This is a genomic window from Sphaerospermopsis sp. FACHB-1094 (genome assembly GCF_014696195.1).
Classification (GTDB): Bacteria; Cyanobacteriota; Cyanobacteriia; order Cyanobacteriales; family Nostocaceae; genus Sphaerospermopsis; species Sphaerospermopsis kisseleviana.
Window position 1 is genome coordinate 1 of record NZ_JACJPT010000061.1, and the last position, 20334, is coordinate 20334.

17 protein-coding genes are annotated in these 20334 nt (G+C 37.2%); 10 read left to right on the forward strand and 7 right to left on the reverse strand.

Annotation, left to right across the window (positions count from 1 at the left end; translation table 11 throughout):
* Positions 1-323: 323 nt before the first annotated feature.
* The 7 genes from H6F47_RS17520 (at position 324) to H6F47_RS17550 (ending at position 9090) form a co-directional block, all read left to right on the forward strand.
* Entirely contained in the window at positions 324-902 is a 579-nt protein-coding gene (locus tag H6F47_RS17520) for a TetR/AcrR family transcriptional regulator (protein WP_096571645.1), read from the forward strand.
* A gap of 67 nt (positions 903-969) precedes the next feature.
* A complete protein-coding gene (locus H6F47_RS17525) occupies positions 970-2259 on the forward strand; it encodes an ABC exporter membrane fusion protein (protein WP_190650249.1) in 1290 nt (429 codons plus the stop codon).
* A gap of 127 nt (positions 2260-2386) precedes the next feature.
* Positions 2387-3568, forward strand: coding sequence for an ABC transporter permease DevC (gene devC / locus H6F47_RS17530; RefSeq protein ID WP_096571643.1), 1182 nt, complete (start codon positions 2387-2389; stop codon positions 3566-3568).
* A gap of 104 nt (positions 3569-3672) precedes the next feature.
* Positions 3673-4377 carry a DevA family ABC transporter ATP-binding protein gene (locus H6F47_RS17535; protein ID WP_096571642.1) on the forward strand — a complete coding sequence of 235 codons (705 nt, stop codon included), beginning with the start codon at positions 3673-3675 and terminating at the stop codon, positions 4375-4377.
* Positions 4378-4576: 199 nt separating this feature from the next.
* Complete coding sequence (locus H6F47_RS17540; RefSeq protein ID WP_190346146.1) at positions 4577-7882, forward strand: response regulator; 3306 nt, start codon at positions 4577-4579, stop codon at positions 7880-7882.
* A 296-nt stretch (positions 7883-8178) separates the two neighbouring features.
* Complete coding sequence (locus H6F47_RS17545; RefSeq protein ID WP_096571641.1) at positions 8179-8385, forward strand: glycogen debranching protein; 207 nt, start codon at positions 8179-8181, stop codon at positions 8383-8385.
* 144 nt (positions 8386-8529) lie between these two features.
* A complete protein-coding gene (locus tag H6F47_RS17550; protein WP_096571640.1) occupies positions 8530-9090 on the forward strand; it encodes a methylmalonic aciduria and homocystinuria type D protein in 561 nt (186 codons plus the stop codon).
* A gap of 66 nt (positions 9091-9156) precedes the next feature.
* Here H6F47_RS17550 and H6F47_RS17555 read toward each other — a convergent pair whose 3' ends face one another.
* Positions 9157-10221 carry a potassium channel protein gene (locus tag H6F47_RS17555; RefSeq protein WP_307722500.1) on the reverse strand — a complete coding sequence of 355 codons (1065 nt, stop codon included), beginning with the start codon at positions 10219-10221 and terminating at the stop codon, positions 9157-9159.
* A 350-nt stretch (positions 10222-10571) separates the two neighbouring features.
* Between H6F47_RS17555 and H6F47_RS17560 the strand changes: the two genes are divergently transcribed.
* Entirely contained in the window at positions 10572-11840 is a 1269-nt protein-coding gene (locus H6F47_RS17560; RefSeq protein WP_190650251.1) for an acetylornithine/succinylornithine family transaminase, read from the forward strand.
* Positions 11841-11997: 157 nt separating this feature from the next.
* On the opposite strand, the gene H6F47_RS17565 is transcribed toward H6F47_RS17560, so the two are convergent.
* The 3 genes from H6F47_RS17565 to H6F47_RS17575 all read right to left on the reverse strand — a co-directional run bounded on the left by H6F47_RS17565 (position 11998) and on the right by H6F47_RS17575 (position 13831).
* Positions 11998-12681, reverse strand: a complete 684-nt coding sequence (locus tag H6F47_RS17565; protein WP_190346148.1) for a Uma2 family endonuclease — start codon at positions 12679-12681, stop codon at positions 11998-12000.
* Positions 12682-12722: 41 nt separating this feature from the next.
* Entirely contained in the window at positions 12723-13382 is a 660-nt protein-coding gene (gene tsaB, locus H6F47_RS17570; protein ID WP_190650253.1) for a tRNA (adenosine(37)-N6)-threonylcarbamoyltransferase complex dimerization subunit type 1 TsaB, read from the reverse strand.
* A 200-nt stretch (positions 13383-13582) separates the two neighbouring features.
* Entirely contained in the window at positions 13583-13831 is a 249-nt protein-coding gene (locus H6F47_RS17575; protein ID WP_096571636.1) for a Ycf34 family protein, read from the reverse strand.
* Positions 13832-13980: 149 nt separating this feature from the next.
* On the opposite strand from H6F47_RS17575, the gene H6F47_RS17580 reads away from it, so the two are divergent.
* On the forward strand, positions 13981-15258 hold the full coding sequence (locus H6F47_RS17580; RefSeq protein ID WP_190650255.1) for a CCA tRNA nucleotidyltransferase: 1278 nt from the start codon (positions 13981-13983) through the stop codon (positions 15256-15258).
* A 208-nt stretch (positions 15259-15466) separates the two neighbouring features.
* A complete protein-coding gene (locus tag H6F47_RS17585) occupies positions 15467-16714 on the forward strand; it encodes an MFS transporter (protein WP_190347593.1) in 1248 nt (415 codons plus the stop codon).
* 61 nt (positions 16715-16775) lie between these two features.
* Here H6F47_RS17585 and H6F47_RS17590 read toward each other — a convergent pair whose 3' ends face one another.
* The 3 genes from H6F47_RS17590 to H6F47_RS17600 form a co-directional block, all read right to left on the reverse strand.
* Positions 16776-17840, reverse strand: a complete 1065-nt coding sequence (locus H6F47_RS17590; RefSeq protein WP_137668159.1) for an ABC transporter ATP-binding protein — start codon at positions 17838-17840, stop codon at positions 16776-16778.
* Between the two features lie 80 nt (positions 17841-17920).
* Entirely contained in the window at positions 17921-19009 is a 1089-nt protein-coding gene (locus tag H6F47_RS17595; protein ID WP_242027426.1) for an iron ABC transporter permease, read from the reverse strand.
* 5 nt (positions 19010-19014) lie between these two features.
* A complete protein-coding gene (locus tag H6F47_RS17600; RefSeq protein ID WP_190347585.1) occupies positions 19015-20250 on the reverse strand; it encodes an ABC transporter substrate-binding protein in 1236 nt (411 codons plus the stop codon).
* Positions 20251-20334: the final 84 nt, after the last annotated feature.

Sequence of the window (20334 nt, forward strand, 5' to 3'; positions counted from 1 at the left end):
CATAAATTAGAAAATCTGGGGATAACAGATAGCTAAAACTATTCCCTATTCCCTATTCCCTATTCCCTGCCTCAACGAAGGGACTTTTTCAGCAAACCCTATTTAGTGAGATACACCTACAAATGTAAATTTTTCCAAAAAATTTATAAAATCTGTTAAGATTATAGCAACTCACCTGATTTCACTATACAAGACCTACCCAACTTAAAAATTCGGGAAACCGGATAGCGGTTTGTTAAAAGCTGACACCTTGACAAAATTCTATCTCTGATATTACCTTAAAATAACGACCGTTCGATATAAAAAACAACAAAACATCAAATATGCCGAAAATTGTGGATCATGAACAATACCGCAAAGAATTACTCGGCAAGTGTTTTGACTTATTTGCCGATAAAGGATATGGCGCTATCACCATGCGGCAAATTGCTAACGGTTTAGGGGTTTCCACGGGTACTCTTTATCATTACTTCCCCAGTAAACAAGCTTTATTTGAGCAACTGGTAGAAGAAATTAGTCAGCAAGATGTGATTGCAGCTTTAGCAGAATTAGGAGGGAAAAACAACATTTCAGAAATGATGACAGCTTTGGGTAATTATCTTGTCAACAATGAAGATTACCTAATTAAATGGACCTATGTTTGGGTTGATTTTTGTCAAAATCAAGACTCAAAAACCATGCTGAATAATAGCAAAGTTTTTAAACGTGCTAACAAAAGATATCAACAAGCAGCTTGTGAATTTTTGGGTATTGAAGATCAAGTTTTAGCATCATTTGTATTGAGTTTTGTCAACGGTGTAATTCTGGAAAAATTATGGGGTGATGAAACAATTGATTTCCTGGAACAATGCCAACTTTTAGGGGAAATGTTAACAGCTTATTTACAGACAAAGAAAAAGTAAATATCATTAATTGAACGCAGATAGACGCAGATAAACGCAGATTTTTTTATTGTGGGGAGTCAAAAAAATGAGTTATAAATTATTATTGAAACCAGGAAAACAAGGGTTAATTGTTTTGGTTTTAGCAGCCACAGCTATAACTGCGGGAATTGTAATTTACGGTATTTCTAATTTTAGTAAAATTGGCAATGCCGCCACTGGAGAATTAACAGAAACTGCTGCTATTCCTAGTAAGGTGACAACTTTAGGAAGATTAGAACCAGAAACAGAAGTAATTAAGCTATCTGCACCTTTAGCATTAGATGGAGATAGAGTAGAAAAAATCCTCTTTAAAGAAGGTAATATAGTGAAAGCAGGAGAGGTAATAGCGATTTTAACATCCCGTTATGCCTTAGAAAATGCTGTCCAACAAGCTGAGAAACAAGTGAGAGTTGCCCAAGCCAAACTTGAGCAAATAAAAGCTGGAGCTAAAACTGGAGAAATTCAAGCACAAAAAGCTAATCTTGAAAGAATAAAAGCCCAGTATGAAGGTGATAAAAACGCCCAACAACAAAATATTGCCAGAATAGAAGCTCAATGGCAAGGTGATAGAATTGCCCAACAAGCAACTATTAATAAATTAACCGCAGAATTAAATAATGCAGAATCAGAATATCAACGTTATCAACAGTTATATTCAGAGGGTGCAATTTCTAATTCTTTAATTGATAGTAAACGGTTAAATGTGGAAACTGCCAAACAAAAATTAAGTGAAGCAAAAGCAGTTATTGAACGTATAAATTCTACAGCAACCAAACAATTAGCAGAAGCAAAAGTAGCATTAAATAGAATTAACACTACTAGCAATAAACAAATTAGCGAAGCCAAAGCTACACTTAACAGTATTGCCGAAGTTCGTCCTGTAGATGTGAACTTAGCACAAACAGAAGTTGAAAGTGCGATCGCTGATCTTAAACGCGCCCAAACCGAACTCCAAGCAGCATTTATTCGCGCTCCCATGACAGGAAAAATTCTCAAAATTCATACCCGTGTCGGTGAGAAAATAAGTGAATCTGGTATTGCTGACTTTGCACAAACAGAACAAATGTTAGCAGTAGCAGAAGTTTATCAAACTGATATTAGTAAGATAAAGATTGGACAAAAAGCTGTAATTATCAGTCCTACATTTACAGGTGAACTGCTCGGAGAAGTTGCCCAAATTGGTTTACAAGTCAATCGTCAAAATGTGTTTAGTAACCAACCAGGGGAAAATTTAGACAGTCGAGTTATTGAAGTTAAAATTAAACTCACTCCTGAAGATAGTAAAAAAGTTGCAGGTTTAACCAACTTACAAGTACAAACAGCAATTGAATTGTAATGGGTAATGGGTAATTGGTAATTGGTAATTGGTAATTGGTAATTGGTAATTGCTAATTGGTTAAAATGTTTTCCTCTTCTAAATTCTAACTCCTGACTCCTGACTCCTGACTCCTGACTAACAACTAATGACTAAAAAACTATTTCTGAAAACACCTCTTGCTTTGCGTCAGTTAATGAAAGAAAAAACGCGGTTAGCTGTTGCAGTCGCGGGAATTACTTTTGCTGATATGTTGATTTTTATTCAGATGGGTTTTGAAAGTGCATTGTTTGATGCAGCTATTCAACCACATCGCAATTTATCCGCAGATTTAGTATTGATTAATCCTCAGTTTAATACCTTGTTTTCTGTAAAAAGTTTTTCCAGAGATAAACTATATCAAGCATTAAGTTATAATGGAGTAAAATCAGTTAATTCTGTTTATATTGGTACAGGACAATGGCGCAATCCTGAAACACGAATTGATCGAGCTATTTTAGTTTGGGGAGTCGATCCAAATCAACCAGGATTGAAATTTCCAGAAGTGCAAAAAAATAATGATGCTCTCAAACCACTAAATCAAGTGATGTTTGATCAAGCTGGCCGTCCAGAATATGGTGCTGTAGGTGAAATATTCCAAAAAACAGGCAATTTTCAAACAGAATTAAATAGCAAATCTGTGAGTGTTAAAGGTGTATTTAGTAATGGTGCTTCCTTTGCTGCTGATGGTAATGTGATTACGAGTGATTCCACTTTTTTGCAATTATTTCCTGAACGTAAACCCGATCAAATTGAAGTAGGTTTAATTAATCTCCAACCGGGTGCAGATGTGGAGAAAATCAAAACACAACTGAGAATAGGATTAAATCCAGATCCTAAAAATCCCTTTGTAGAAATAGGAACAACAGAAGATTTTGCCCAAAAAGAAAAGAATTATTGGGCTAATGGTACAGGTATTGGTTTTATTTTTGGTTTGGGTGTAGGAGTTGGATTTATTGTTGGTATTGTGATTGTTTATCAGATTCTTTATTCTGACGTTTCCGATCATCTTCCAGAATATGCAACTCTTAAAGCAATGGGTTATACAGATAGTTATCTTTTAGGAGTTTTAATACAAGAGGCTTTATTATTAGCTATTTTAGGTTATTTACCGGCATTTTTTCTTTCTTTTGGATTATATCAACTCACCTTTGCAGCCACTATGTTACCCATTTCTATGAAAGTAGATCGGGCAATTACAGTGTTTATTATGACTGTAATTATGTGTAGTGTTTCAGGAGCGATCGCCCTGAAAAAACTTCGTTCTGCTGACCCTGCGGACATTTTTTAAAGTTGCTAAAAAGTTCGTAGTCAGGACTTTAGTCCTGATGTGTTCAGCAAGAATAGGCAATAAATTACTGACTACAAACCATCACAAAATACTCACAACAAACCATGTTAAAAATTAATACTCAATCAAAAATTGCTTCAGATACAGTAATTCATGTTACTCAACTCAATCATTATTTTGGTGAAGGAAATTTAAAAAAACAAGTATTATTTGATATAAACTTAGAAATTAAAGCCGGGGAAATTGTGATTATGACTGGTCCTTCTGGTTCAGGTAAAACCACCTTATTATCATTAATGGGTGGGTTACGTTCTGCTCAAGCAGGAAGTTTGCAAATATTAAATCAAGAAATGCGGGGAGCAAGTAAAAGCAAGTTAACTAAATTGCGTCGTCAAATTGGTTATATTTTCCAAGCGCATAATTTGATGACCTTTTTAACAGCTAAAGAAAATGTGAGAATGTCCTTAGAGTTGCATAAAGAATATTTAAATCAAGATATTAATACTAAAGCTATTTCCATGTTAGAAGAAGTTGGGTTAGGAGATCGTGTAGATTACTATCCAGAGAGTTTATCAGGAGGACAAAAACAAAGAGTAGCGATCGCCCGTGCTTTAGTGAGTCATCCTAAAATAGTATTAGCAGATGAACCTACTGCTTCATTAGATAAACAATCAGGACGGGATGTGGTAGAATTAATGCAAAAATTAGCGAAAGAGCAAGGTTGTACCATTTTGCTTGTGACTCACGATAACCGCATTTTAGATATAGCAGATCGGATTATTTATATGGAAGATGGAAAGATGAACTAGAGATAGACTACTTCATTGAGTCTGGAGTGTTTACATCCCAGCAGTAGGTTGAGATTTTTGAGACTTCCTCTGGGATAGTTGCCTCAAACTAATTTGATGGTAAGCATTCAGTTATTATTAGCAAACGGCCATCTGAAACAACCTGTCAGACTAAAGCATCTGACAATCATAATCAAAGAATTTGTACTCTGTTGAAAACATGAAGAGCCATACTGATCAACAGTGGATTATTAAAAAATTAGGGACAGCACCATTACGACGGATACTAATAGTTCCATTTGTTTTACAAATTGTCTGTGTTGTTGCCCTAGTGGGATATTTTTCCTATCAAAACGGCTCCTTGGCAGTTAACAAACTAGTTGTTGATTTACAGTTAGAAATTAATGATCGCATTCAGCAGAAAATTAGTAATTATTTGGAAACACCTGTTAAGATCAATCAATTAAATGTAGATGCTTACGAATCTGGACAACTGAACTTATTGAATTTTTCAGCTACCGGTAAGTATTTTGTCAAACAGTTACGAACATTTGGAGCTAGTTATATTCAATTTGCTACAGCGAGAGGCGAATATATTGGTGCTGGTGATTACGGTGCTGGAATAGCGCAAATTGCAGAAATTCCTCTAGGGAAAGAACAGGGAAAGTCTTATAAATATAATACAAATTTGGCAGGCGATCGCACAAAATTAGTTGCCGTGCAAGCTTATGAACCCAGAAACGAAGCTTGGTTTTCTCAAGTAGTGAAAGTAGGTAAACCAATCTGGAGCAAAATCTACAATTGGGACACAAATCCAGAAGTTATGTCAATTGCTGCCAGCTATCCACTTTATGATCGTCAAGGAAAATTTATTGGCGCTCTTGGCACAGATTTAAGTTTAACTTACATCAGTAATTTTTTGCAACAGCTAAAACCAGAATCTTTAGGTAAAGCATTTATTCTAGAACGGTCAGGAATGCTAGTTGCCAGTTCTACCCAAGAAAGCCCATTTCAAATGCTTAATGGTAAAGCACAAAGATTGCAAGTTTCTAACAGTCAAGACTTAATTATTCGGCAGGTGGGGACAAAAATTCATAAAAAATGGGGCAGTTTCACAAATATTGTCAATGAGGAACAAATACAAGTCAAAATTAAACATCAAAAATATTTTGTGCTCATTTCTCCTTGGCAAGATGATCTTGGTTTAGATTGGTTGATAGTGATCGTTTTGCCAGAATCAAATTTTATGGCAGAAATTAAATCTGCTACTGAAAAAACCATTTTCTTGTGCGGTGTAGCTTTTTTATTGTCCACAGCAATGGGATTCTTCACTACACAGTTAATTGCCCAACCATTACTGAAATTAAATTTAGCAGCTAGACAAATTGCTCAAGGAGACTTTCAGAAAATATCGCCAATTTCGACTCCCATTATTGAAGTTCGTGAACCGTCTGATTCATTTACCCAAATGGCAGAACAATTACAGCAATCATTTACTGAATTGACTGAGAGTAAAGCAGAACTTAACCAATTTTTGGAAAGTTTGCCCATAGGAGTAGCGATTCATCAAATTGATGGTTCTGTAGTTTACTTAAACCAAGTTACTAAATCCTTACTAGGAATAGAAACAATTAGTGAGCAAGACTTAGATAATTTGGCTACGGTTGATCAACTTTATGTAATGGGAACAGACCAACTTTATCCTAAAGATAGATTACCATTTGTGCGGGCATTAGAGGGAGAGTATATACAAATTGAAGAAATTGAAATTCACAGCAATGGCAAGATAAAACCAACAGCAGTATGGGCAGAAATGCAATATGTAGGTCGAGATATCACGGATCGTAAACTTGCAGAAGCAGCCTTAGCCGTAAGGGAACGTTATCTTTCAACTTTGGTAAATGTTCAGAATTACCTGTTAGTTAATGAATTTGACACTAACTACTACACACAAATTCTGCAATGGTTAGGAGAAACATCATCTGCATCCCGTGTTTATCTGTTTGCCAATCATGATGATGCAGATGGTAATTTTTTGACAAGCCAAAAATCTGAATGGTGTAATCAAGGCATTGATTCACAAATTGATAACCCTAACTTGCAAAATTTTCCCTACGGCCAGTTCTTTCCCAGATGGGTAGAAACTCTTTCTAGTGGCAAGATTATCAATGGTGTGGTTAGTGATTTTCCCAATTCAGAAAGGGAAATTTTACAACCCCAGGGAATTTTGGCTATCTTAGTCTTACCCTTGTTGGTGAATGGTCAGTTTTGGGGTTTTATTGGGTTTGATAATTGTATAACTGCTGAAATTTGGGAAAGGGCAGAGGTAAACTTGCTCAGTGCAGCAGCAGCAGCGATTTCGGCACATCTAGAACGGCAACAAGCTAGACGTGAACTTGTAGAGGCCAAAGAGGCAGCTGAAACTGCCAACCGTGCCAAAAGTCAGTTTCTTGCTAGTATGAGTCATGAGTTAAGGACTCCCCTAAATGCCATTATTGGATTTAGTCAGCTATTAGAAAAAGATGCCAGTCTACAAGCAGAACAAAGGGATTTTATTAACACCATCAATCAAAGTGCTGAACATCTACTTTCACTGATTGATGATGTGTTAGAAATGTCCAAAATTGAAGCGGGGAAAGTTTTCTTAAATGAAAAATCCTGTCACCTGCGCCAGTTGGTAACTACTTTGATGAAGATGCTAAGACAGCAAGCAGAATCTAAAGGATTATCTTTGGAGTTGGAACTGGGGGAAAATTTGCCAGATTTCATTATTACAGATGATGCTAAGTTGCGTCAGGTGCTGATTAATTTGTTGGGTAATGCTATTAAGTTTACTGAGCATGGAGGTATTACCCTAGTAGTGGAAAATATGGAATCATTGGATAAAGGTTATCACTTACTTTTTGCAGTAGAAGATACAGGTGTGGGTATTGCTGGGGAAGAAATAGAAACTATTTTTGAAGTTTTTGGACAATCGGAAGCAGGAAGGCGATCGCAAACAGGAACTGGTTTAGGGCTACCGATCAGTCGCAAGTTTGTAGAAATCATGGGTGGACAATTAACAGTAGAAAGTACCTTGGGTGTTGGTAGTAAATTCCGGTTTGATATTCAAGCCAAGAAGGTTGAGTCACCAGCTTTGAAAGATGTAAATTCTCAACCAAGTTCCTTGAATTCTGCAAAAGTCTTGGTTGTGGATGATAATGCCGTAAACCGCAAATTTGCCTTATTGATGTTGAAACGTTTGGGATACCAAGCTCAAGCAGTAGATAGTGGAGAAGAGGCAATTGAAATATTGCAACATCAGCATTTTGATGTGATATTAATGGATATACAAATGCCTGGTATGGATGGACTGGAAACAACCCAAAGAATTCGGACTTTGTACAGCGATCGCCAACAACTCACTATTATTGGCTTCACTGCCGATATTTCCTCAGAAACCCGTCATAAATGTTTGGCTATGGGTATGAATAATTTTATCTCTAAACCTGTCAAACTGGAAACACTCCAACAAGCCTTACTTTGAATCACAGCAGGAGGTAAGAGGTAGAAGTTATTTAATTTTGCTTTTAATTTTTCTCCTCTGTTTATCCTATTCCCTATTACCTGCCGTAATATAGGACTCCTATTTGATTATTGAACAAAACTCCGTACACCGAAATTCTCTAAAACCCTTTTGCCTTTTGCATGACTGCCTCTTGTCTGCCTAAACAAATAATTTCAGGAATCAAATTGGATCACTATAGATATGATAAGTTTTCAGATGGACATGATATAACAGTTTTACCAAAAGTTTACCACAAGATTTAAAAAGAGGTATCTATGACTATTTGGGTAAATGAGCAAATTGATCCATCAGGAATGATTCATGCTTGTATTGCTTGTTGTGATCAGAGTCAAGCTCAAGATTGTCATGAGTCCTTTCAAAAAGGGTTGACTGATAAGCAAAAAGCAGATGGTTGGGTTGCACAGTTACGTACTGTAAATTCTTGGGATGAAGTTCCAGTCAATGCTTTAAAACTCAATTAATTTAGAGTTGCTTGATAAAACCTCAAATCTGTTTCCTCCTGACTCCTAACTCCTGACATCAAATATTGATGATTTTTTAGAAGTTTTCAGAGTTATTATCATAAGCAAGGAATAATTAAACAAACTTGCAAAAACAGATTAAATGTGGTGAACTATTCCAGTGTTTGCACTTCTGAGCCAGGCTATCCCATTAATTTAGTTGGCAAAACGGGACAAGCTGTACAAATTTCTATTCATAACCCCAGTCAATATATCTGTGCCAACTGCGAACAGATATTACCAGATTGGACACAGCAACAGTTTTTGTGGGTGGTGGTTGTTTTACAACAATCAAAATATCCACTTTTAGAAATTACTGCGGAAACAGAAACAGAAAAAGAAAGGTTACGGGAAAAGTTTATGCGGTTCGGTTGTGATGTGGCTTTTAATTTGCGCGATCGCGGTTATGTCACAGATTTAATTGATCCCCGTACAGGTTATCCTTTACTTTCCCATCCCGGTCCTGTTCCCCATGATGATACAGCAGTTGCTAAAGCTTTACTAAATTATCCTGTGATCAAAAACAAATGCTGTGTACTGGTGCATCCTCAATGGGGTGCTGCTGTTTATCCCAGTGTGTTACTTTCGGCAGCACCACCAGATATTATGGTATCGGTAATGAAAGCGATCGCTCCTTTACATGGATGGATGGAAGTTGATGTTTAGTTAATTCTGCTCCCATATTATTTAAGCAGTGACAACTATTGAAAATCCCCAATCTTAACCCAAATCTTAACTTTGTTTTGGTCTTCTTAGTTGTTGAGAATTAATAGGTCCAAGAATTTGATTTAAACTTCGCAGTTGTTCAGCCGTACCCATACAAATTAGCGTATCTCCTGACATTAAAACAGTGTCTCCCGTTGGTCCACCAATGAGATTACCATCACTGCGACGAATAGCTAAAACTAATGCGCCAGTTTGCGATCGCAATTTCGCTTTTTGTAAAGTTTGCCCCACAAAAGGACAGAACGCCGCATCTAATAAAAATTCTTCCATATATAATTGACGATCTGCACCAGAAAGCATCCCATCTACAAAGTCTAAAATCTGTGGTCTGAGTGCAGCCGCAGCCATGCGTTTACCTCCAGTAATATAAGGGGAAATCACCGCATCTGCCCCACCTCTTTGTAATTTTTGTACAGCTTCTTCTGTACTTGCCCGTGCGATCGCCCGAATATTAGGATTGAGAGTTTTTGCTGATAAAACAGTATATAAATTTTCCGCATCAGAAGGCAAAGCTGCCACAATACAAATTGCCCGTTCAATACCAACCTTCAACAAAGTATCATCCAGGGTAGCATCACCCTGATAGACAATATAACCTTCTGACTGAGCTTGTTGCACAGATTCAAAATCAGAATCAATCACTGCAAAAGACACACCTTCAGCCTGAAATTCCTTAGCGATTTGTCGTCCAGTCCGACTAAAACCACAGATAATATAATGTCCAGTTAATGATTCCATTAAACGCCTTTGTTGTCTGAGTCGAATACCCTCTTGAAAATAACCTTCAATTACTGCTTGAGTAAATCTATTGACAATGTAACCGAGATTGATTACACCCATTAAAATCAGGACAATTGTAAACAAACGTCCCCGACTCTCTAGCGGGTTAGTTTCGCTATATCCTACAGTAGCTAAAGTAATGACTGTCATGTAAACCGCATCTTCCCATGACCAGCCCTCCACCAACCAATACCATAAAGTGCCACTAAGGAACACAAAGACTAGGGCTACAGCCCCAGCCATTAGCTCTTGTTGAATACGTTTATATTTTTGCTCAAGGGTAGAATACACAGGTAATGACAATTGTAAGAATTCAGGAGTCAGAAGTTATAGGGGTGAAGTAGGGGCGAAGCATTCGGAAAACAGCCTTTTCATAAAATTGCTCATTGTTCGCCCGAATACTGATGCTTCCAGCACGCTTCGCGAACGCCCTTACAGGAGTCAGAAGGTTTGATAAATTGGTTAATTATCGTAACCAATCAACCTTAAGCTATCAGCAAAAAGTTAAATGCTGACTGAAAAATTAAAACTTAAAAATTAAAAGTTAAAAAAACTTCTTCCTCATACTATAGTAAATTTTGAATTATTTAGAAAAACCTGCTAAATAGATTATAGAATTAAAAATTTCAGGAGGTGCGGTAGTGAGTATCCAAAGTTTAGTTGAACAGCCGATACATCCCTCAAATATGAATGCCTTTAGTGCAGACAGTTTTAATCAAGTGGTGATGTCTACCTACGGACGCTTTCCCATAGCTTTAGAACAAGGTGCTGGCTGTCGCGTTTGGGATACCCAAGGCAGGGAATATCTCGATTTTGTGGCCGGAATAGCTACTTGTACTTTGGGACACGCCCACCCTGTCATGCTAGAGGCAGTCACACGCCAAATTCAAAAACTGCATCATGTCTCTAATTTATACTATATTCCCGAACAAGGGGAATTAGCCAAATGGATTGTAGATCATTCCTGTGCAGATCGGGTGTTTTTCTGCAACTCTGGCGCTGAAGCCAACGAAGCAGCAATTAAACTAGCGAGAAAATACGCTCACACCGTTTTAGAAATTGCCCACCCCATTATTTTAACCGCCCATGCCAGTTTTCACGGCCGGACATTAGCCACTGTCACCGCTACCGGACAACCAAAGTATCAAAAAAACTTTGATCCTTTAGTGCCTGGTTTCCACTATGTCAAATATAACGATATTAAAGAGGTGGAAGCGGCTGTTACTGAGTTGGATGAAGGAAATTATCGCGTCGGTGCAATTTTAATTGAACCCTTACAGGGAGAAGGCGGAGTTCGTCCTGGAGATAAGAAGTATTTTCAAAGATTACGGGAAATTTGTGATGAAACCGGCATTTTATTGATTTTCGATGAAGTGCAAGTAGGGATGGGACGCAGTGGTAAATTATGGGGTTATGAACATCTAGGAGTAGAACCTGATATTTTCACCAGTGCGAAAGGACTAGGTGGCGGTATCCCCATCGGTGCAATGATGAGTAAGAAATTCTGTGATATTTTTGAACCAGGAGAACACGCTAGTACATTTGGTGGAAATCCTTTTGCTTGTGGTGTAGCTTTAAGTGTGTGCCAAGCTTTGGAAAAAGAGAATATTTTAGAGAACGTGCAAGAACAAGGCGCACATTTACGGGAAGGGTTAAAAATGATTGCCCGTAAATATCCTCATCATATTTCCGAAGTGCGGGGTTGGGGTTTAATCAATGGGATGGAAATAAAAGAAGATAGTTCTTTAACTGCGGCTGATGTTGTGAAAGCGGCGATGGATGAAGGTTTATTATTAGTACCAGCAGGTCCTAAAGTCGTGCGGTTTGTACCTCCTTTAATTGTCACAGATACAGACATCAATCAAGCATTACACACAGTAGAAAAGGCATTAGCTAAAGTTACAGCATAATTGGTAATTTGTAATTCGTAATTCGTAATTCGTAATTCGTAATTCGTAATTCGTAAATTTAGGATTATCAATTACGAATTTTTCTACATCATTTTCAAGACTTTTCGTTAAGTGTGAAAAATCAAACAATTATCAATTGTCAATTATCAATTGATAATTATCCTAAGTGTTCCACAAAAATTTGATGTTCTGGACTCGCTAAACCTTGCTGCAAAATCTCTAATACCTTAGCTAAATTCCCAGCTAACAAAGCAGATTTATCTAACCATAAACCAGGAAACACTTGAGAACAAAAAACCCCATCAGCATTAGCTTCTAACCGTCGATATTCTCCATCTTTTAAAATAAACCAATCAAACTCACCGTCATAAACTCGCCAAATTAAATATTCTTGTACCTGATTTCGCCGATATACTTTAAGTTTATCATGGGCATCAATAGCCGCACTACTAGCCGCAATTTCTACAATCAATTCTGGCGCACCTTCCACATAATCATCTTCACTTATCCGCGACTGTCCCCCATTTTCAATTCTTAATAGTGCATCTGGTTGAGGTTCGTTATCTGCATCTAGACGCACAGTAGTATTATCCGCTAGTTCTACACCTAGTGTAGCTGACTCATAAGTTGCTAACCAACCCATTATATAAGCATGGGGTTTTCCATGACTTCTAATTCTTACAGGTGATGCCATATAAACAATTCCTTCAATTAAATCTGCTTTTTTCACATCTGGCATGGTATGATAACGACGTTCAAACTCAGAACGAGTAAGTCTATCACCATTTTCCAAAGGTGGAATTAATTGCACAGGTTTGATAGTATCTTGAGTCAGCGTCATAATGTTTAACCCACTAATTCAACCATTAATTAATTCTATTATTAAACATCTACAGGATGTTGACCATAATAGGGTAAAGCTTCAGACCAATGAGGACGTTTACCTTGTTGCCAATCTAAATAAGCTAATTCTAAAATACTGGTGACAGTTGCCGCTAAACTAGATGTGGCTTTAATTAATTGATATTCAGTTTGCCAATTATTTAAAGTTTCCTGCCATTTTTCTGGTGTAAAAACAGTATCTGCTAATAAAGCATTAATACCAGAATTATCAGCATTAATTTGATAAATTGCCCCAAAAACTTGACCTCTTTGGGCGGGCATTTCAATAGCTAAAATTGGTTGAATTTCTGAATTTTTACTTTTTTCATACCAGGCAAATGCAGCTAAAGTAGAAACTGCAAAAACCGGAATTTCTAACTGTTGTCCCAAAGTACGAGCAGTAACCACACCGATGCGAGTACCTGTAAAACCTCCGGGACCCTTAGCCACAGCAATAAATTGTAAATCTTGCCATTTTTGAGGTTTAATTAAATCAATTAAATATTGATGAATATGACTAGATACCTCACGTCCTAAATTCCAAACATGGGCGCGGGTATCCTCTGCAAAATTGCTAATTACTAAACCTAATTCCGGTGTAGTAGTGTGCAGTGCTAAAGCGTATTTTTTTTCAGGTAGAGTTTCTAGATTATTGTTCAAGGTAGTTGATTGAAAATAAATAAACAAAGTAAATTATAATATAATATCAAATAAAAACATCATTTCTCTGTGTCCTCTGTGGTTTGTTACTCCATAAATCATCAATAAATTACACAAATATAAAGTAGAGACATTTTAGAAAACATCTCTACAAATTGAAATCAAACAAAATCTAAAATCCAAAATCCAAAATCTAAAATTCAAGTGGGTACTAATTCACCAGGACGTAATTGAGACCATTTACCCATTTCTTTCTTAAAGCTGAGACAACCAACAACATCCCATTCCATTTCAATAATGTCATCTTTTGTGCGAATATTAACATTAATCGAGGGTTCATTGGGGTCAAAATCGGGATTTTCTGTTAAGTGGGGTTGTTGGTGTTGTGTTTCTACTGCGTTGTAGGTTACACAACGGTCTACATAGTGGCAGTTCACGCAAATACACATAATAGAACCAACTCCTAGAACCTTTATAGTTAATGTAGCTTAGGACAAAATATTCAGCATTAGTTAGTGGGTTGATTTTTATTACAATAGTGAGAATTGAGGAGTCAGGAGTCAGGAGTCAGGAGTCAGAATTTTTGGTAAATCAGTAGATGAATAATTCAATTGTTGATATTCTAGATGCCCAAAATTGGCCTTTTAGCTTGGAATGGTTGCCACAACCAGCTTACATGGTGGGTGGTGCGGTGCGGGATGCGATTTTGGGTAGAAGTCGAGAATATTTAGATTTAGATTTTATGATCCCAGATGATGCGGTGAAAGTTGCAAGGGCGATCGCCAAACATTATCATGCTGGTTTTGTGTTACTGGATGCTGAAAGAAATATTGCCCGTGTGGTTTTTCCTCATGCTACTGCTGATTTTGCCCAACAGGAAGGGGATAGTTTATTAACTGATTTACACAGAAGGGATTTTACCATCAATGCGATCGCCTATAATCCCCACACCCAGGAAATTATTGACCCCCTCCAAGGTTGTGCAGACATAGAAGCTGGTTTATTACGGATGATATCACCCGAAAATCTGCAAGATGACCCTTTGCGCTTAATGCGTGCCTATCGTCAAGCTGCACAACTGGGATTTACAATAGAACCAACTACCCAAACCACCCTTCGCACCTTAGCCGCAGATATTAATAAAGTTGCATCCGAAAGAGTACGGGTAGAAATTAGTTATCTTTTATACAGTTATCAAGGTACGCCTTGGTTAAAAAGTGCTTGGGAAGATAATTTATTAGCTAGTTTTTTTACAAATGCTAACCGTGAAAGCTTGGAGAAATTAGCCGCAGTTGATCAGGCATACAACTTGATCAGAGAAACATATCCACAGTTAGGGGAAGAACTACAAAAACCTGTCCGTGATACTATCAAAACCACTTGGTTAGCTATTGCTAAACTCGCGTGTTTACTTCACCCTAACCCAGAAATAGCAGAAATCGAATTACAGGAATTAACCTATAGCCGTGCAGAAATTCGGGGTGTAACTACGTCCCTGCGACTGTTCCCGCAATTCAAAAAAGCTAGTTATATGTCCTTACGAGAACAGTATTTTTTGTTTCAGGACGTGGGAGTTGTTTTTAGTGCTACAACTGTCTTAGCCTTAGCAGATGATCTTGTAGTAGGGGCGATGTCTGGCGATAATTCGCTATGCGTTTATGTACCCTTAATCGACCGTTACTTGAACCCTGATGATTTGGTAGCTCACCCCTCACCGTTAGTGAGTGGTAAAGAGGTAATCTTAGCACTAAATATTCCTGCGTCGCCACTTGTGGGTAAAATCTTGAGTGAAATTGCGATCGCTCAAGCTGAGGGTAAAATTAATACAGCCCAGGAAGCGTTAAAATTTGCTAAACAGGTGACTGGTGACTGGTGACTGGTGACTGGTGACTGGTGACTGGTGACTGGTGACTGGTGACTGGGGACTGGGGACTGGGGACTGGGGACTAGTGACTGGGGACTGGTGACTGGGTAATCACTTTTATGTTTTTTAATCAGCTATTCCCAATTCCCAATTCCCAATTCCCTATTCCCAATTCCCAATTCCCAATTCCCAATTCCCAATTCCCTATTCCCTATTTGTGATGTTTCCCACTGAACCGACTGCTGTTAATAGCGGCTTTGGCGCACTGCTAAAAAACCGTAATTTTATGCTCCTGTGGATCGGGCAACTCATTTCCCAGTTAGCAGATAAGGTTTTATTGATTTTAATGATTGATTTGTTGGAGAAAAAATACTTACCTGCCAATTTAGCAGAAGGCACAGGGCGCTTTTATATGTATATGGCTTTTACCCTACCAGCGATTTTTTTCGGTTCTGCTGGTGGTGTGATTGTTGATAGGATGCCCAAAAAGCTAATTATGGTGGGTTCTGATGTCGTGCGGGGCTTGTTGACATTAAGTATAGCTTTCTTGCCCAGGCAGTTAGGAATATTGTTAGCACTGAATTTTGGTATCTCCTCGGTAACTCAGTTTTTTGCCCCAGCGGAACAAGCTACTATTCCCCTAATGGTGCAACGAGAGAATTTAATGGCCGCTAATGCTTTATTTAGCAGCACCATGATGGGAGCATTGATAGTTGGTTATGCTGTGGGAAAGCCAATTTTAGACTGGGCGGAGTATCTCAACTTTGAATTTGGTAAAGAATTTTTAGTAGGAGGTTTCTACCTGTTATCAGCTATCATCATGTTACCGATTCAGTTTAAAGAACATAGACAAACATCCGTAGCTAATCCTATCACCGAATTTTTACAAGGCTTTTCGTATCTCAAACAAAACCGCTTGGTCTGGAATGCGATGTTGCAAATTGTCGCTTTGTATTGCGTGTTTGCGGCATTATTGGAATTATCTATTAGATTAGCTGCTAGATTGAACCTAGAACAAACTGATTTTAGCTTCTTTGTTGCTGCTGCCGGTGTGGGAATGGTTTTAGGCGCAGGAATTTTGGGACATTTTGGCCATAAACTGCATCATAAACCCTTGCCGTTAATTGGTTTTATGTTTATGTCCTTGGCACTGGGAATGTTTATTGTTACTCATAATTTATTTTTAGTGTTGGGACTTTGTGTGTTCTTGGGCTTAGGTGCAGCATTAATTAACGTGCCAATGCAAACCTTAATTCAACAGCACACACCCCCAGCAATGCACGGTAAGGTATTTGGCTTTCAAAATCATGCCATTAATATTGCTCTGTCTGCACCTTTATTGATTACAACCAAGCTGGTTAATGCTTTTGGCTTGGCAACAGTTCTTTTTGGTATGAGTATCACTGTAGTATTGATTGGTTTCTGGACTTGGCAAAATACCCGCAAAGTCTTGCAAGATTTGATCTAAAAATTGGGTAACAATCATCCTTTATGTATGTTGATAAGCTACCAGGTAAATATCTCAAGCCTTAATTGTCTAGTGAAATGACATTCTGATTTAAAAAATCAATCATTGCATATAGTGAATTATGAACATACACATCTGGATGATTATTTATGACTTGGGTTTGCCAAAATTTCTCTTGAGATTTTGATATAACTTCTACTACTAATTGTGTTTTTGCAGCATTTTGATTAAAAGAAAATTTTTCAGTTTGTTTCACCTGAAAACCTACTCTTTGTAAAGCACGAATAGTCCATATAGTAGCTATACCCTCACCCATAACTTGAATTTCTCCTTTAAATGGTGTATGCAAATTAAACTCACCAGAAAAAATATCAAATTCCACACCTTCACTGTTGAAAGTATTAGCAAATGCACCACTTAATACTAAATCTTCTGGTGCGCCTACCTGTAAAATCCCATGAGAATTTAATAGCCAAATTTGATCGGCTAGACGCAAAGCTAAGTCTAAATCATGGGTAGAAAGGAGAATTGCTTGTTTAGTTTCCCTGGCTAAATTACGCAACAATTGCATAATTTCTACTCGCCGGGGTAAGTCTAAAAATGCTGTTGGTTCATCTAGCAACATGACTATAGGAGACTGCGCTAAAGCGCGGGCAATCATAATTTTTTGTCGTTCACCATCACTGAGTTCGCTAACTTGACGGGAGACTAAATTTAATGCACCTACAGATTTTATCGCCCAATGGACTATTGCTTCATCCTCAGCAGTCAAATTTCCCCACCAGTCAGTATAAGGATGTCGTCCTAAAGTTACTAAATTATAAGCAGATAGCATCCCTCCATCAACTTTTTCTGTGAGAACTAAACTCAACCGTTTCGCTAAATCTTGGGGTGCTAAATTGTAGATATTATCATCTAAAAGTCGGACTTCACCGGCTACAGGTGGTTGCATTCCGGCAAGCGATCGCAATAATGTAGATTTACCTGCACCATTGGGACCCAATAAACACACCAATTCCCCAGCTTGCAAAGATACAGAAATATTCTCTGCTACACACCGAAAATTTTTTCGGGATGTTTGATAACCAATAGTCAAATTGTGGGTTGTCAAAATTGCATTACTCATATTTGTTGAGTTAGGGAACAGGGAACAGGGAATAGGGAATAGGTAAGTAACTTTCTGATTTATAAAAAATCGAGTAGTAATTAGGATGGAAAAGACTTGCGGGAATTACGCTTTAAAATTACCCAAGTCACAACAGGAGTACCAATTAAAGCCGTAATTGCATTTAAAGGTAAAACCATTTGACTTACTGCTAATTGAGAAAACAAATCTGCTATTAAAGCTAAAATTGCCCCTAAAATTATCACACTGTGAATTAAAATTCGATGGTCAGAAGTATTAAACAAACTCCGACATAAATGAGGAATAGCCACACCCAAAAATGCGATAGGACCACAAAAAGCTGTAATTCCACCTGCTAAAATAGAAGCACTGATAATAATAGAAAATCTAGTTTTTTCTACCGTTAAACCTACACTTCTGGCATAGGATTCACCTAACAAAAGTGCATTTAGAGATTTTGATTGCAACAACGCTATTAATAAACTTAAAAGTATCACCGGAATTAACACAATTAATTGTTTCCAAGTCACACCAGCAAAACTACCAAAAGTCCACATAATATAACTTTGAATCCGTTCTCTAGTGCTAAATTGCAATAAAATACTCACAATTCCACCAGTAGCATAACCAAATAATAAACCTAAAATTAGCAGCGTCATTGTATCTTGCACCCGACGAGAAACAACCAACATCACACCTAAAACCGAACCCGCACCCACACTAGCAGCTATCACTAATCCAAAATCAGCAATGATTCCCAAATTATTTAATAAAGTTGGTGCAGTCACACTTGCAGTTAACACCACCAACGCCACTCCTAAACTCGCACCAGAACTAATTCCTAATACAAAAGGTCCAGCTAAAGGATTTTTAAATAATGTTTGCATTTGTAAACCACTCACACCTAAAGCAGCACCCGCTAAGGTTGCAGTTAAAGCTTTCGGTAATCTAAATTTGAGAATTATATTGCTATGAGTTATCTTTTCTGGTTGTTTTCCTAGTAAAATATTTACCACTTCATCAACAGGAATCGAAACTGAACCCAAAGCTAAATCTAAGAGAAATATTAATAGCAAAGCTACAATTAATATCCCAAAACATAAACTTCTAAGGGAAATATTATCTGGAATGAATAAGTGAGGATTAAAATGTTTTTTCACAGATTTCATAAACATTATTTTGGCAAATTGCGGTAATAAAACAGTTGATGTTCCGGTAACAATTCTGGATGCAAAATTTTGATTAAATCTGCCAGTACAATATCGGGGTTACTAATTCCTCCTTCCCAATAATCATTACCACCATCTACGTTGACACGGGCATTATTATTATAAATATTTCCAGTTTTTACAGCTTGAAAATCACCATAACGACTATCTTCAGCTACAACATCTTTTAAACTCTGCCAAACTTGGCGAGAATTTAACCAATAATCAGCTTTAGCTGCACGTTCTAAAACTACTTCAAAAGAAAGTGGTAAACTACCATTAGATTTATCATTACTCCACAGATAATTACCTCCTGCATCATTCAGATATTTAGCAACATAACTTTTACCACCAGACATAAACCAAGTACCTTTAAAATTAAAGCCAACAAATACCGTCGGCCGATTTTTTACAGATTGAGCTTTTTGGGCTATTTTTGTATATTTATCTGCTATTTCTTGAAATATCTTTTCAGCTTTTTCTTCTTGATTAAAAAATAAAGCCGTAAATTTTAACCATTCGCTTCTTCCCAATGGCGTATCTTCCATATATTCAGCATTTATCCCCACTTTCAAACCAGCTTCCGTAAGTTTACCGTAACTATCTGTTTGGGAATTTCCTGTACCAAAAGTTGTGACCAAATCAGGATTTAATGCTAACAACTTTTCTATATCCACATTAGAATTATTACCTACTTGGGTAACTTTTCCCGCTTTTATTCTCTGAACTACAGCCGGAGTATTCACTTGTTTTGTATTACTAATACCTATTAATTTATCCACCAATCCTAATTTATCCAAATGAGGTAAATGAGTTGTAGATAAAGCCACGACAGAATTAACAGGAACTGTAATAATTTGTGCTTGATTAAATCCTGAAGGTGTGGGAGTTCCACACTGAACTAAAACATATTGAAACTGAGTTTTAGCATTCTGCCAGGGATTTTTAATCGTCACAACTTTGTAATGATTATGATATTCAACTGTAAAACCTGTAGCATAGTTAATTTTAGATTTGGTGGGGAAATAATCTTGATTAGGGTTATGATTTTGAATACAGGTGTTATTGGTTGTGTTGTTATTTATATGATTTTGAGTTATAGGATTTTTTGTACTATGACAGGCAATAATAAATGTGGCTATAAGGCAAAATTGACATAAAAAAATGATTAGTTTTGAGTAAGGAAGTTTTGAAAATTTCATTCTTGCTAAATATTTGTTAAATAGTGAGATTTTGTAGGTTGGGTTGTTCGCGTTGCGAAGCAATGGAACGAAACCCAACGCCAA

What these genes read in the sequence shown, in the direction of transcription:
- H6F47_RS17520 (WP_096571645.1), top strand. Translation starts at nt 324, where the DNA reads ATGCCGAAAATTGTGGATCATGAACAATACCGCAAAGAATTACTCGGC.
- H6F47_RS17525 (WP_190650249.1), top strand. Translation starts at nt 970, where the DNA reads ATGAGTTATAAATTATTATTGAAACCAGGAAAACAAGGGTTAATTGTT.
- devC (WP_096571643.1), top strand. Translation starts at nt 2,387, where the DNA reads ATGACTAAAAAACTATTTCTGAAAACACCTCTTGCTTTGCGTCAGTTA.
- H6F47_RS17535 (WP_096571642.1), top strand. Translation starts at nt 3,673, where the DNA reads ATGTTAAAAATTAATACTCAATCAAAAATTGCTTCAGATACAGTAATT.
- H6F47_RS17540 (WP_190346146.1), top strand. Translation starts at nt 4,577, where the DNA reads ATGAAGAGCCATACTGATCAACAGTGGATTATTAAAAAATTAGGGACA.
- H6F47_RS17545 (WP_096571641.1), top strand. Translation starts at nt 8,179, where the DNA reads ATGACTATTTGGGTAAATGAGCAAATTGATCCATCAGGAATGATTCAT.
- H6F47_RS17565 (WP_190346148.1), bottom strand. Translation starts at nt 12,681, where the DNA reads ATGACGCTGACTCAAGATACTATCAAACCTGTGCAATTAATTCCACCT.
- H6F47_RS17575 (WP_096571636.1), bottom strand. Translation starts at nt 13,831, where the DNA reads ATGTGTATTTGCGTGAACTGCCACTATGTAGACCGTTGTGTAACCTAC.
- H6F47_RS17580 (WP_190650255.1), top strand. Translation starts at nt 13,981, where the DNA reads ATGAATAATTCAATTGTTGATATTCTAGATGCCCAAAATTGGCCTTTT.
- H6F47_RS17585 (WP_190347593.1), top strand. Translation starts at nt 15,467, where the DNA reads ATGTTTCCCACTGAACCGACTGCTGTTAATAGCGGCTTTGGCGCACTG.
- H6F47_RS17590 (WP_137668159.1), bottom strand. Translation starts at nt 17,840, where the DNA reads ATGAGTAATGCAATTTTGACAACCCACAATTTGACTATTGGTTATCAA.
- H6F47_RS17595 (WP_242027426.1), bottom strand. Translation starts at nt 19,009, where the DNA reads ATGAAATCTGTGAAAAAACATTTTAATCCTCACTTATTCATTCCAGAT.
- H6F47_RS17600 (WP_190347585.1), bottom strand. Translation starts at nt 20,250, where the DNA reads ATGAAATTTTCAAAACTTCCTTACTCAAAACTAATCATTTTTTTATGT.